Here is a 14,169-nt window from a genome sequence, read left to right on the forward strand (position 1 = left end):
GTGTTATTCGCCACCAAATATAAGGAGCGAATACAATTATGACACTACTAAACACTCACGAAACATACCAATCACTACAATCATTCGCCACGATTGACGAAATGAACGTAGCTGTTAAGCACTACAAACAGCAATTTAAATCTCAATTAACAAAGTCTACTTATGCAGTTTTAGACTTTATTTCGCAATGGGCTTGTAAATACGTTGGAGTTTGTTATTTATCTCAAAAAAAGATTGCTGAACAATTAAATATTAGTTACAAAACTGTACAACGTGCAATAGCTGTATTAGTCGATTTAAACGTGATTAAAAAATATGATAGCAAACGTCACAACGGAGATAAAAGACGCTCTACAAATATCCTAGTAATTAAAAATGTAGATGTTAATGTCCAAACAGAATGTCCAGACAAAGAGACTCTATTAAATACTAAAAATATTAATAATACAGATGATACAGTAGCATTGTCTAAAAATGTCGATAAAGAATCTCTAATCAAAAAAGGACTAACAATCAAATTACCAAAACCATTGCAATTTTTATCTGCATTTTTTAATGTAGATGATTTGTATAGCATTGTTGGAGTAATTTATAAAGCTAAAGCAACAATAGATAAGTCAATTCAAATCGAGGAATATGAACAGGAGTATAGAGAGTCCATTTTAAGCGTTATCAATGCATATAAACGTGGTAAAGCTAAATCGTTACATGGATTACTATTTTACTCTATCAAAGCTATAACACGCTCTATTCAGCTTAAATCACGCTTACATGATGCATTTGGACTCAATTAAAAAAAAGGAATAGCTATACGCTAATCCTCAATAATTTCTAGTATTTCGTTAAAGTCGGTAATGTTTAAAGTTTGCATTACACTTAATAAGTGGTCAAGTTGAAGACGATCATATTTGTTATTGACCATCAAACTAATTGTAGCAGGTCTTAATTTAGATTTCTCAGCAAAATCCTTTTGTCTTAGTTTTCTTTCTTTTAGCTGTTTATCTAGTTTGAGTTTGATCTTTGTCATTTTATCACCGCCGTTTAATTTTATGTATTTATTTATATAATACCTCAATCTTAAATAAATTACACTTTATCGTAATTTATTATTGATTTAAATTACTTATTACTGTAATATGTTATTTATATAAGTCGAAGAGGTGATAATTTGAACATAGCAATTGCAATCATTCGTTACTTTAACTACCTACCAGACACACCAGACGAAGAAATAGTCATCACAGATTACTGGCTTCAATTTTTACTATTGTTTACAGAAATACTAGCTATCATAATTATTATCACTACAATCTAAGGGAGGTTTAAATGTCTCAATTGTTATCACAGTTGACTAACTTGCAATATAAATTTTTAATCCAAATCAATGCATACCATCAGACAATCTCTGATAATTGTGGAGATGAATACAGATTAACTTGCATTGTTGACTTGACTATAAACAAAGCTACTCAATCAATCGTAGTGACCTTTAATAATAATGAAGTATTTAGTTACAACCGTTACGGTACAATTCATAAAATAAACATAAAATAAAGCACAAAAAGGGAGAAATTTAAATGACAAACAATAACAATTATTGTGAAATGAAAGTAGCATTTGTTGCAAATGATATTGACCCTGTTGAATTAATGGTCTACTTTAACAACTTTTTAAAAGACCACACTAATTTAGAGAGCAGATCAGGACGCAAACATCCGATTGAAATTGTGGAATCTTATTTCACAAAGATTGCTCAATGCGATCCAGAGACAGGTGTTGAGCGTGAGTTTTTAGATGATAGAGGTAATTTAATTTTAAATGATGATGAGATGCAGGAGGCAATTGACAAAGGTTTAATTGGAGAACCGTGTAAATAAAAAGAACTATTACAATTTGTAATAGTTAAGAATGACTTTTTTCTAAGCCGTCCGCAAAACGAAAGAAGAATAGTCGTCGAAAGTAAGTCGGAGGGGACATTATGTCCCTTCCCTTTATAGTAAGTATAGTATCATGATCCATTTCTTTATGCAATGTAATTCCGTGTACCTTTTTATGTTACTTAATTGGTATGTCTAACTGTGACAAATACCCCTGCGATAGTATCGCTATGGTTAAGTCAGACATAATTTCTGAGTTGTAGTCGTTGTTCCACTCAGGATCCAAATTACCGATGATGGGTAATTAGCTTTAAAGTATTAAAGGATTACCCTTATCATACGTATAAAGTGACCTGCTATGAGACACGTTGATTTTGTTTTGCTTTCCAATTTTGGAATAAATGTCATCCGATTTTTGACGACTACCTTTACTCTAGTGTCGCTCTCAACGACAACAATTTTGTGGTCTCTAAAAAAAGATTAGCCATCGACTAGCTACTTAGATAATTTTCTATTATTATTTAGATGAGTTTAAGAGCAGCTAATAAAAGTTTGCATTTAGTGTTGGAGGGTATGCTAAAAATATTTTTAACTTTGACTGTCACTTCTCCAACTTTTACATTATAATATTAATAAATACATAAAACGATGAAACGCAAATAAACACTTGCAATATAATTCGCAAATGTGTTGGTTTCATTCTACCTATTTTTGAAAGGAGATAGTTTAATAGGTATAAGATTTGCTGTACTCAGAGTATAGCATGATATAAAACGGGTGTAAATAGAAATCGGTAAAATAATGTAGATTATATGCCCTTATATCACCTAATAAAAGGTAAAAGGAGAAGAAGGAGGAATTGAAATGGAAGTTAAAGATTTACCGCATTTTCATTCTTGGAAAATGTAGAAGATGGATACTACACTAAAACTAAATTAAAAAATGAATTTGGTTTAAAGCCATTTGATGAATCGCAATATGACGCTACAGCTAAACTTTATGTACATAATAAATGGGGTAACTATTATTTATATCATATCGACAACTGTATAGAGATAAAAAAGCGTAAAGTCACAGAACACCCTATTACACTACAAAGTATTGCGGAGTCCCTTTACTTAATCAATAAATCTGCAAAAGTTAGTCGGGATACTAAAAATGAAAATTATCATCAAAGAAAGCATTCAGTTGTACAAGCTGCAAAAACTAGACAGTTTAAATTATACGATTTAAAAGAATCAGTGATTAACAAATTACTATCAGAAGAAAAAATTGAAATTAAAGGTTATCACACAATGTTTGATGGATATTTAATGTTGTTACAGTTAGGTGATTTTACATTTCATCGACCTGTTTCCAAAAGTGAAATTGCTGATCTGACTTGTTTGGGAGTACTAGATCATGAAGTTTCATCTGTAAGAACTCGTGACGTAAGTCTTAATTTTTTTGAAGCTGAAAATCTATTAAATAGATACATATCTTAAGAATAAAAGAAAGGAGGGTTATGATGCAAGAAACTAAGTATTACACGATTTTTAATAAGAATTTAGCTTGTGCATTGTCTTATTTAACTGGTCAAAAGTTTTATACATTTGATTCGTTTGAGGATGCAAATAAAAAAGTATACAGCTTTATACAAACAGATAGATTAAATAAGGCAATGACACAGATTCAACAATTAAAAAAATCAAACTAAACTAGAGAGGACATTTTATGAGCGAACAAGTAAATAATGATTATTTTGATGAGATTTTTAATAATGTAGAGGTGTTACCAGAGCAACCAAGAAAGAAATATCGAACTGTAATACAAATACCCAACAGCGTTATCAAAAATAGGGATATCACTGTAAATGCATTTGCACTTTATATCTATTTAAAGCGAGAGTCCTTCAGGGAACGAGACAGTAAATTACAGCTAGATCACAGAAAGGTACGTCACGAATTAGGAATGAAGGATAATCGACCATTATTAGTAGCATTTCAAAATCTACATAATCAAGGATTAATAGAAGAGAAGATTTTAAAGATGCCCATACATAGTCCGCTAATCATCACACTATCAGAGGTTGCTTCAGAGCCTTTTACACAACTACCAAGTGAATTACTCGACAAGGTTAATACAATAAAGCCTTACGGTTTAAGACTTATGTATTATTATGAATCCTTTATTAATCGTAAGCAGATATTGAGGCTATTCGCCTTTCCCTGTTTTGAAACAATCAAGAATGACACTGGGATAAGTCATAACGCTATCATTAAATACAATAACTTATTGGTTAAAAATAAAATGTTAAAGATAGATAAGCACAGGGCTGAACAAGGTGATTTCGGATTCGAAAAATGGAATAATCACTATTTCGTATTGTGGGATAAGATAATTAGTTAGATAAATACATAATTTAAATTTAATGGTTGTACATATAATAATAGAAGAAGATAGAAGTGGTCGTACATAATTTAGTAGAAGGTTAAATAGTAGAAGAAAAGAGAAGAAGAAAATTTAAATCAGATGTGCAATGAACATTGCGCAGATGAAATACTGTATCTTAATTATCTTAATATCTTTAACTTCTTGTTACACTCCTTTTTATGCAAGGTAAGGTAGTGAAAAAAGGAATCAGAGGTTGCGTAAAAAGGAATCAGAGGTTGCGTAAAAAGGAGTTAGGTAAAAGTGATAAAAATTAAGGTGATTTTGGTGCTTTTTTGACATAAAAAATAAGCCATAAAAAAGGAAAATGGAGGAAATTATTAACCAACATCAAATTGATTTAGGTTAAAAGAATACTAACTTTAAAAAAGGAAAATGGAGGAGATTATATTGGGTAAAAATAATAATAATAATAACGGAGTTTATATTCAATCTATTGAGGCTAATAAGATTTATGCAAATAATAAACGAGGGGACTACTTGACTCATGATTACATTGGGAAAATACCTCACTCATTACAATTGATTAAATTAGAGTCTCTTAAAGGATTCAAAACGTTTAGGAGTAAATTTAATCCTAATAAATTATTATCGAATGCAGTAGTGAATGTCTCGTTCGGTTATGACGTAGATGAAGCAGAAACGGTAATTGAGCGTACTAAAAGTAGAATTGAAGGGTATAAAAATGAGATTGAAAAGTTGAAACTCGAAATTAATAAGGAAAATGAAATTAAAAAACTAAATAAGAACATAGAGGAATCGAACGCATATTTAGATAAAATTGAAAAGGCTAAAAATAATGAGGATTGGAAATCCGTAAAAGTTGAAAAATTACGTGAATTATTATATCAAGATGGCTTCTTTATCGACTATAAAAAAGCAGATAAAATTGAAAGAATTGAATACGTACAATTTGCTCGCTCATCATCTAAGAGCCGCAAAGGAGAGGTGTTATTTATCGATAAGACATTACATAAACAAATGACAAATTGGCAGCGTATGGGGCTTGAATATGATGAAGAAGAAACTATTGACCTCGTAAGTTTGCGAGCGTATGAATCGTTAATCGGTTCAGCAATACAAGGTTTAATTAATATTAAAGTTGATGATATTTTACTGGTTGATGATGTGAAATCTACATTTAGTGAAGATGTAAACTTAGTTTATGCTGAGGGTAAAGGAAAGAAGAAGAGATTAACTGTTGAAAAAGTTGATAACCATTCAATTACAAATGATATTTTCGATGGTGAATCATTACTCGATGTGAGTATTTTCGAAGCTTCAGGTTATGCAGACAAATCATTTATATTGTTACGAAATCACTTCTTTAAATCGGCAGCGTTTAAAACTGATATTCAATTATTTTTAAAAGATAACTGTCCAGATGGCGTTAAATATGATGAGTGGGTTTTACAAGACATGTTCGGCAATCCTATTTTAGCTGAAAATGTAAAGATGATTGTCACACCTAATTCAATGAAAATGTTTAAGATGGCATATAAGATGGGTTTGGATTCTGTTAACGAAAATAAAAATGCGATGTATAAATATTGGAAAGATTTAGTTAGAGATGAAGGAGAAATGTTTGGGGTATGTAAATATGATAAACCGTCACAAGCCCCGAAACTAGAAGATGGAACTGTAACCCAACAAATGTCATACCAGATGATTAATGCTTTATTAGCTAGCCAAGATGATATGAATGAGTTATTGGCAATTGAAATGGAATACATAGATAATTTAAAGAATAACCCATCGACATTAATTGAGCACTTAAAAGCTACAAGTAATGATAATAATTTGAATGATTTTTACGTAAATTTATTTGAGATTAACCCTGAAGTTATTTACACAAAAATGTTTAAAGATTACCGCAGTCAAGTGGTTAATCGCTATAAAAAACGAGTAGCAAAAGGAAAAGTTCGTGTACAAGGCGACAATTTAACAATGCTGTCTAATCCAATTGAGTTACTTCAACAAGCGATTGATAAATTAGATTTAAATAATTTAGAGTTGAATGGTAATCAAGTTTACACTACTCAATTTGATTTTGGTGAAGAAATTGCTTTACATCGTAATCCGCATACAAATATGAGTAATATTTTAGCGGTACATAATACATATAATAGTAAGATTAAGAAATACATAAAAGTAAGTAAAGAGATAATAGTTGTTAATTCAGTGAATCACTCTATCATGTCCCGACTTTCAGGGGCTGATTTTGACTCGGATTTTGTACACGCAACTACTAATAGCACGGTAGTTAGATTGGCTAAAAAGGCCAATGAAGATTATCTAGTATGTGAAACCAGTGTAAGAGAATCAGAAAATGAAGCAATAGTTTATAAGCTGACAGACATTGATATGGCTAAAGCAGATAATAAAATTGCTGAATCTAAAACAGTGATAGGTGAATGTGTAAATAGTGGACAGTTGGCGATGTCATTATTCCATCATTTACAATCGATTGGAGAGAATGAAAAAGCTGAACAGGTGTTGCAGCTTACTAATTTAGTTGCTGCACTTAGTACGTTAGCGATTGATGTTGCAAAGAAAACATTTGAGATTGACGTTAAAAAGGCTGTCCGTTCAGTGGTGTTGGCGGTTAATAAGTACATAAATAAAGATGCTGACATTTTAAAATTTGAAGAAGTACCAGAAGAAAAGAAAAAATTTAAACCTTCATTTTTTGAAAATATTGACCGTAAAAAGCGTAAAGAAGTGATGTATGTACAATTTAAAACTCCAATGGATATGCTTCAAGATATTTTAGATGAAGATGAGAATGCAAAACCTACAAAAACTAACGAACTTATTGATCTGTTAAATCACTCATTAGATAAAGATAAAGCGAATCGCAACCAAAAGAGGAAATTAATAGAAATTGGAGAAGAATTAGAAGATGCAATTGCGAAAATCTATGTGGATGTTAAAGACAAAGAAAAACAATTTACATTAATTGATGATGTTGCACGAAAATTTGAAACTAGGATTGGTAAGTTAAAAATAAAGCCTGAAACTATTTATTCGTTTATTTCAGATATCCACGATCCGAATGCAAAAGTAAAAATTGATAAGAAGTACAATAGATTGCTTAAAATTATAATTAGATCACATAAAGAAGTATTCGTCAACATTTTTAGTGAAAATTTTAACGGAACTAAAAAAGAAATCAGCAAGAAAGCTAGTTAAATCAATGGTTTGTGGCATGTTTGGAAGTTTGACTAATGGAGAGTAGAGATGCTTTCCATTCCTCACTTAAATTTCCTCCTTTTTTTAGGACTGTTGCTTGACTACGACTAGGGGTAGCAGTCCAACCTTTTTTATAAAGGTATGAGAGGGATATTTTTTAAACTTAATTTTTAAACAGATTAAACGGATTTACCCACATATAACATTAGCATGTATCATTATAAATATCAATGAAATAAAAGAAATCGAGGTGAAAAAATAGTAATGAATTTTGAAGAACGTATTGATTTATTAGCGAAGGGCAAAAAAAAAGGGTTGAGAATGAAGGATTATAGTGCCCATTTAAACGTCTCTGTAAGTTGGGTATCACAGTTTTTTAGTGGTAAAGCCCAGATGACCGAAACAATGCAAAATGATTTAGTCAGCTTTATTGATACATATAAAGTTGTTTAATAAATGTTTAACAGCAAGGACAATTGGAGAGATGAGAGGCTCTTATAAGTTAAAAAAGGGGAAATTTAATTGAAAAATATTTTTGAAGAATTAGTAGAAGGTATTGTTAAAGATTTGGATTTGGATTTAAGTAAGCCATATTTTAGAGATTTAAAAGGCTTTGATGACAAGTACACGGTAGATATTAACAACGGATTAATTTATCAAAAAGTAGGAGATAAACTCAAACTAAAAAAAGCTGAAGCAAATAAAATCGGCTATTGTTTTGTAAATCTATCTGGCAAAAAAGAGGGAAGTCGATCATATCCTGCTCATCAAGTTGTAATGGCTGCACTCCTCGAAATGCAAATTGGAGAATGGAAACGATTTGGATTTAATGAGGTTAATCACAAAAAAGTAGGTATAGAATGGCGAAGAGTTAATACATGGTGGAATCTTGAGTTAGATACACGCCCAGGCAATATGTCTAAAGCGAGAAAGGCTACAACTAGACGTAGATTAACAAAAGACGAAGTAACGCAATTGCGTGAAGAGTTTAAAAATGTAAAGAAAAATAAAATGGATTGGTATTTTGCAAAAGCAGATGAATTAGGATGCAGCTATACAACTATCCAGTACAATGTGTTGGGTTTTTATAATAAAGCGCAATAAGACGATTTGAGTATTACAACAATACATATAATAAGATTTCGATTGCGCTCACAGAGTATAATACATAATTTTACATATTAAAATAAAAGGTGAAAAGGGGAAATTTATATTATGACAAAAACAATTAAAAAATTAGAGAATGTAAGCTTAACGATTGATAAATTAAAGGCTCTAACAAAAAATAATGAGGAATCTATGGCGGTGTTTAGAGATTGTCGTCTAGATGTTGATGAAATAACAACATATGTAGAGGATGTAATCTATGGTCTGCAAGAGGTACACTCGATAATTTATAATCACAAAGCAGATAAAGTCTATATTGATAATCTAATCAAATGTAAAGATTACTATTATAATAAAGGATATCTCGAATGGGGAACAGCTAATTTTATCGATGCTACATATGAGTTGTTTGATGTAGTTATCCAAAATGCTGGAGAAGGAATGAAACCCATTGTTGAATCAGTTTTAGGTGAATCATTTATTGACTTATTTAATACTGATACTACGGTTGATGTTGATTTACAGCGAGAGGTATCTGGTGAATTGTGGAATTTTATTGAAGAAGATGATGATGAGTCACATTATTTATTTTTAAGTAAGTTTAATGATGATTTAATCTCTCTCAGAGATTTATTAGATGACTATACAGTTAAATTAGTGGATGTACATAAATACGTTTACGGCTATGATAACAGCATGTTTAGTACAGTATATGGTGATAATATCGCCATGATTAAACACTATTATTTTAAAAATCGACATAAAAGTAACATACTAAAAAATAGTAGTTTTATGACAGCAATCGGATTTTTACATGAAGCAATTACTAATAAAATTTGGAGTCGTGAGAGTATCTTAGAGTTAGTCAATATGTTATTCGAGGATGAATTTGAAGGTTTAACTGATTTTAAGGTAAACGAGTTTAATCAATTTCATCAAGAAGTTTGTAATTTTTATAATGAATTACAAGACATGCTTGCACATGGATATGGGATAGATACACCAGAAAATGAAGTATTACATAAGGTTGATAAATTATTTAGTAGGCATGTAACACTTTAATACATATTTGGGTCATGGTGCAGTGATCTACTTGGCTTAATTGCCGACTTAATTAGGACTCTTGTCGACATGATTGACAGGACTTACAGGCAACAGTTTAGCCTCCATACAATTTTATAGTTGGGTGATAAAACACCGTTATCAAATAACAGTGAGGTCGAAGAAGGTGAAAGGCTTCTTATTATACATAAAATAAACAAACTATAAAATATAAAATTGAAATGGAGATTAAATAGATGGTAAAAATTATTGAGCTAGTAAAAGAAAATGGTCAAGTATATGCAACAAGTAAACAGATTGCCGAAGATTTTGGAAAGCAACATGCTCATGTACTACGTGATATTGACATGCTCAAAAAAGATGTATCCATTTTTGGAGAGATGTTTATTGAGACTAAAATACTAGATAAATACAAACGTGAGCAACGTGCTTACAATTTAACTAAAGATGGTTTTACATTACTAGCATTCGGTTTTAATGGTAAGAAAGCTATGCAATTTAAGTTGGATTATATTAATGCATTTAATGAGACGGAGCGACAACTTAAAGAGTTAGATACTGTTAAAGTAGCTTCACCAGTATTTGACTTTGAGTATTATGATGTAAAGTTTAAAACTGCTCAACGTGTTAAACGTTACTTTAAAAATGAAGTTGATGATTTGAGTAAGGCGTATGATAACTTTACAAAATGGTCACGTAAACGATTGAATGTTAAACAGCGTATCAGACAATTGGAGCATATTTTAGTTGCGGTAGATTTAAAATGTAAAGAAAATGGAAGTATTAATAATTCAAATTATTATCGTATGCGAGAGGATGTTATTGCATTGCGTGAGCGCATCTTACGTGACATTGATGAGATCAATAATAGATCGTATGGACAAAAAGTATCTCATGCAAAGAAAGCAATCTAATACATATAAAGTAATAATATTTTATACATAACTATTGGGGATTATTTAAGAAGAGTAGGGCATAACACTGGTTTAAGATGAAATTGTTAACACAGACATTATGTCGGAGTTACAGTGAGAGATACTCACTATTAAAACTTGCTCGCACGTTGTGTACGACTAAGAACTTATGCTATACTAAATATAAAATATAAGTGGTAAGTTATTTAAGGGCGGAACAGGCAGCCGCCACACCAATATTTTTTATTGGTCTTACAAGAGATGCAGATTGCCACCTGCTAAATAACTTACCTTTCGTTAAACACCCTACATTAATTTGAAGGGTGTTTTATCTTTTTTATAATAGATGTACAAATAGATTGAGACTGTTGTCTTGATAATACTATTTTTCAAAAAAAGAAGGAATCATTTAGACACTATCATGTCATTGAAACGGAAGGTATGAGTGTTGAGCAGTTACAAGACATATTAAATAAAGCAACGCATGAAGATTTCCAAGAGAAACAGATTGATTTTGTTGTTGGTACTAAGATTATTTTAGGTTATGAGTCAATTTTAAATGCAAAAGGCAGAGCAGAGGCGAGATTGCAAACACTCTTAAAGGAGAAGAAGATTGGAAGGATTCAAATGAAGTCACTAAGTCAAATAGAAGAACTTGTAGCAAGTAAAGATGTTGTGAAAGTTAAGAATGGAGTAATTCAAATCGATCCTTCACATCCAGATTACGATTTTTGGATGGAGGATTATAAGAGTATTAAAGTAAATGGCATTACTTTTTATTATGATAAGTCGGAGATACCTTTTGGTGAGGATGTTATTTTAATTTATATCAGGACTGTTGCAAACAATTTAAATGCCAAAGAAGATGATACGTATACTGTTGTATATGATGAGACACAAGGATTGTATCATTATTAATTAGGGTAGCTAGGAGTTAGTAAATGTAGGTGAAGTAATGACATACTATAAGAATATTAATAGTAAATTTTATAATAGCATTGTATGGAAAAAGAAAAGATTACAGATATTAAAACGTGATAAGTATTTATGTCAGATATGTAAGAAGTACGGTAAGCAAACAGAGGGAACACATGTACACCATATCATTGAGTTAGAGGATGATAAATCATTAGCATTAAGCAATGATAATCTAGTTACGTTATGTAATAAATGTCATACTGGTTGGCATAAGAGTCGTGAGTTTAGGTGGAGTCCATAAATAAATTTGAACGTTTAATTTCCTTTATTATTCTACATAGGATTTTAAAGTGTCAAATTTTTATTTTGTAAAAGTATCCTCCCCTAGCCATTATACTACTGAAAACAAAGGGAAGAACGGCTAAAAGGGTAACCTTTTCCAAATCCGCGTGAAAAAATTTACTAAAAGGGGTGCTGAAAGAAAGGTGATTAGATGGCACTAACAGAAAGAGAAAAAGAAATACGAAAAATAGTTAATCGAACCACGAAAGATATGAAAGAACTACGCATTTTTAAACCTCAATTTAAAACTACGATCAGACGATATTCAGAATTAATCCACTTATATGATTTACAACTCAATCAATTTTACGACACTGGTTGTCAAATAGTAGAAGAATACACAAACAGAGCAGGGGCTACGAATGAACGTAAAACTCCATTGTTTATGTCTTTGGAAAAATTACGAGCAGATATATTGTCCCTCGAAAATGTCCTCGGTTTAAATCCCTCGTCTTACCATAAGTTAACCAAAAGTGTCATCAAGCCAACCAAACCAGAACCGACAGGATTAGAAAAGGTGCTGATGAATAGTGACCTTGACTAAAGTAAAATTAAACAAAAAAAATCAAGAACTGTATGATACATATTCCAATTTTAAAGAGGTAATTGATTACTGTGACAAGATAATTTCAGGTGAAAAGATTGCTAATAATTATTTAAAAAAGGCTTGTGAAAGGTTTATCGAGGATATACACAACGATAGATTTATCCTGAAACCTAAAAAACCTGAATGGTGTATTAATTTAATTGAAAGTATTTTTATCAATACAAAAACGGATGAAAAAGACCGTTCATTTAAGCTTATAGACTTTCAAAAATTTATAATTTATAACCTGACAATGTTTTATCTTGCAAATAATCCAGAAGAAAGGCGTTTTCACGAGGCGTTCATTTTTATGCCAAGAAAGCAGGGTAAGACAACTCTTATTGGGGCAATTAATCTAGCATTAAGTCTATTGGATATCGCTGAAGGTGTGTCATGTGAGACATTTATTGTTGCAACTAAGCTCAAACGAGCTAAAGAGTCTTTTGATTTTATACTTAAAAATATTGAAAACATGGGTGAGCGAAGTAATTTTAGAGTGCTAGATAACAACGCTGAACATAGTCTGAGTAGAAACTTTAAAGTAGCTAACGGTATTATCAACATGCGAATTGAAGCTATTGCTAACGATACGGAAAAAAATGATGGGATACTGTGTCCATACATTATAGCCGATGAAGTCCACGCGTATAAATCAGCGAATGACTATATTGTATACAAACAGGCTACAAAATCCTATAAACTTAAAAAATTAGTTATTGCGATTACAACAGCAGGCACAAACATACATTCGTTTTGCTATGAACGGTTAGAATATTGTAAAAAAGTACTAGATAAACAAATTGAAGATGATCAATATTTTATCTTTATTGCTGAAGCAGATGCAGACGAACATGGTGACATTGATTATTTAAATCCTAAAGTGCATGAAATGGCTAACCCTGCATATGGTTACATGATTAGACCAGAGGATATGATGAGTGAAGCATTACAAGCACAGTCAAGTCCTAGTACAAGACATCTGTTTTTAAGTAAGTCATTGAATGTGTTTACAAATAGCAGTAACGCTTGGTTTGACATTGGAGAAGTACAATACAGTGACGAACAATATACTTGGACAATCGATGAATTAGCAAAATTACCTATTACTTGGTACGGTGGTGCAGATTTATCGGTTATGCATGATTTAACTGCCGCAGTTTTATATGGGCGATATGTTGATATTAAGAAGAATATTGAGGTCGATATTGTGATAAGTCACGGATTTATGCCAATTACACAAGCTAAACGTAAAGCAGAAGAAGATAACATCCCATTCTTTTACTGGCAAGAGCAGGGTTGGTTAACACTTTGTAATGATGATGTGATAAATCCTAGTGATATAGTTAAATGGTTTAAAATGATGCGTGATAAAGGATTCAAAATAAAAGAAGTTGCATTTGATATGTACAAGTCACGAGAGTTTCAGAATGAAATGAAGCAAGCAAAGTTTAAAATGCAACCTTCATCACAAAAATATTGGATGAAGAGTGAAGCGTTTAGAGAAATTGAACGCAAAATTAAGAAACGTGAGTTTTATTATTTACATAGTAGAGCATTTGAATATTGTATCAGCAACGTTAAAGGCACAACTGATGCCGAAGATAAGGTTCGGTACGAAAAGGTACACGAAAATAGACGTATGGACTTGTTTGATGCATCTGTAATAGCTTGTAAGTCTTTAATTATTGATATTAATAAACAAAAAGTTAACAAGGAGTTCTTCAATCAACAATTGTAAGGT

General features: G+C 31.2%; 15 protein-coding genes. 14 read left to right on the top strand and 1 reads right to left on the bottom strand.

The window, feature by feature from the left end:
* The first annotated feature begins 38 nt into the window (after window positions 1-38).
* On the top strand, window positions 39-794 hold the full coding sequence (locus MHB39_RS07300; RefSeq protein ID WP_342546103.1) for a helix-turn-helix domain-containing protein: 756 nt from the start codon (window positions 39-41) through the stop codon (window positions 792-794).
* Between the two features lie 20 nt (window positions 795-814).
* Here MHB39_RS07300 and MHB39_RS07305 read toward each other — a convergent pair whose 3' ends face one another.
* Complete coding sequence (locus MHB39_RS07305) at window positions 815-1,027, bottom strand: helix-turn-helix transcriptional regulator (protein ID WP_342546104.1); 213 nt, start codon at window positions 1,025-1,027, stop codon at window positions 815-817.
* A 141-nt stretch (window positions 1,028-1,168) separates the two neighbouring features.
* Between MHB39_RS07305 and MHB39_RS07310 the strand changes: the two genes are divergently transcribed.
* The 13 genes from MHB39_RS07310 (at window position 1,169) to MHB39_RS07370 (ending at window position 14,166) form a co-directional block, all read left to right on the top strand.
* Entirely contained in the window at window positions 1,169-1,315 is a 147-nt protein-coding gene (locus MHB39_RS07310; RefSeq protein ID WP_342546106.1) for a hypothetical protein, read from the top strand.
* A 262-nt stretch (window positions 1,316-1,577) separates the two neighbouring features.
* On the top strand, window positions 1,578-1,877 hold the full coding sequence (locus MHB39_RS07315; RefSeq protein ID WP_342546107.1) for a hypothetical protein: 300 nt from the start codon (window positions 1,578-1,580) through the stop codon (window positions 1,875-1,877).
* 896 nt (window positions 1,878-2,773) lie between these two features.
* Window positions 2,774-3,361, top strand: coding sequence for a YkyB family protein (locus tag MHB39_RS07320; RefSeq protein WP_342546108.1), 588 nt, complete (start codon window positions 2,774-2,776; stop codon window positions 3,359-3,361).
* Window positions 3,362-3,384: 23 nt separating this feature from the next.
* A complete protein-coding gene (locus tag MHB39_RS07325) occupies window positions 3,385-3,573 on the top strand; it encodes a hypothetical protein (protein WP_342546109.1) in 189 nt (62 codons plus the stop codon).
* A gap of 17 nt (window positions 3,574-3,590) precedes the next feature.
* Entirely contained in the window at window positions 3,591-4,265 is a 675-nt protein-coding gene (locus MHB39_RS07330; RefSeq protein WP_342546110.1) for a hypothetical protein, read from the top strand.
* Between the two features lie 432 nt (window positions 4,266-4,697).
* A complete protein-coding gene (locus MHB39_RS07335; RefSeq protein ID WP_342546111.1) occupies window positions 4,698-7,499 on the top strand; it encodes a hypothetical protein in 2,802 nt (933 codons plus the stop codon).
* 264 nt (window positions 7,500-7,763) lie between these two features.
* A complete protein-coding gene (locus tag MHB39_RS07340; protein WP_342546112.1) occupies window positions 7,764-7,952 on the top strand; it encodes a hypothetical protein in 189 nt (62 codons plus the stop codon).
* Between the two features lie 69 nt (window positions 7,953-8,021).
* Window positions 8,022-8,603 carry a hypothetical protein gene (locus MHB39_RS07345; RefSeq protein WP_342546113.1) on the top strand — a complete coding sequence of 194 codons (582 nt, stop codon included), beginning with the start codon at window positions 8,022-8,024 and terminating at the stop codon, window positions 8,601-8,603.
* A gap of 111 nt (window positions 8,604-8,714) precedes the next feature.
* Window positions 8,715-9,668, top strand: a complete 954-nt coding sequence (locus tag MHB39_RS07350; RefSeq protein WP_342546114.1) for a hypothetical protein — start codon at window positions 8,715-8,717, stop codon at window positions 9,666-9,668.
* A gap of 236 nt (window positions 9,669-9,904) precedes the next feature.
* Window positions 9,905-10,582 carry a Rha family transcriptional regulator gene (locus MHB39_RS07355; RefSeq protein ID WP_342546115.1) on the top strand — a complete coding sequence of 226 codons (678 nt, stop codon included), beginning with the start codon at window positions 9,905-9,907 and terminating at the stop codon, window positions 10,580-10,582.
* A gap of 441 nt (window positions 10,583-11,023) precedes the next feature.
* Complete coding sequence (locus MHB39_RS07360; RefSeq protein ID WP_342546116.1) at window positions 11,024-11,500, top strand: hypothetical protein; 477 nt, start codon at window positions 11,024-11,026, stop codon at window positions 11,498-11,500.
* 493 nt (window positions 11,501-11,993) lie between these two features.
* Window positions 11,994-12,386, top strand: a complete 393-nt coding sequence (locus tag MHB39_RS07365; protein ID WP_342546117.1) for a P27 family phage terminase small subunit — start codon at window positions 11,994-11,996, stop codon at window positions 12,384-12,386.
* A complete protein-coding gene (locus tag MHB39_RS07370; RefSeq protein ID WP_342546118.1) occupies window positions 12,373-14,166 on the top strand; it encodes a terminase TerL endonuclease subunit in 1,794 nt (597 codons plus the stop codon). Before MHB39_RS07365 ends, MHB39_RS07370 begins: the two co-directional genes overlap by 14 nt.
* Window positions 14,167-14,169: the final 3 nt, after the last annotated feature.

This window comes from Lysinibacillus sp. FSL K6-4013, from assembly GCF_038630435.1.
GTDB lineage: Bacteria > Bacillota > Bacilli > Bacillales_A > Planococcaceae > Lysinibacillus > Lysinibacillus boronitolerans.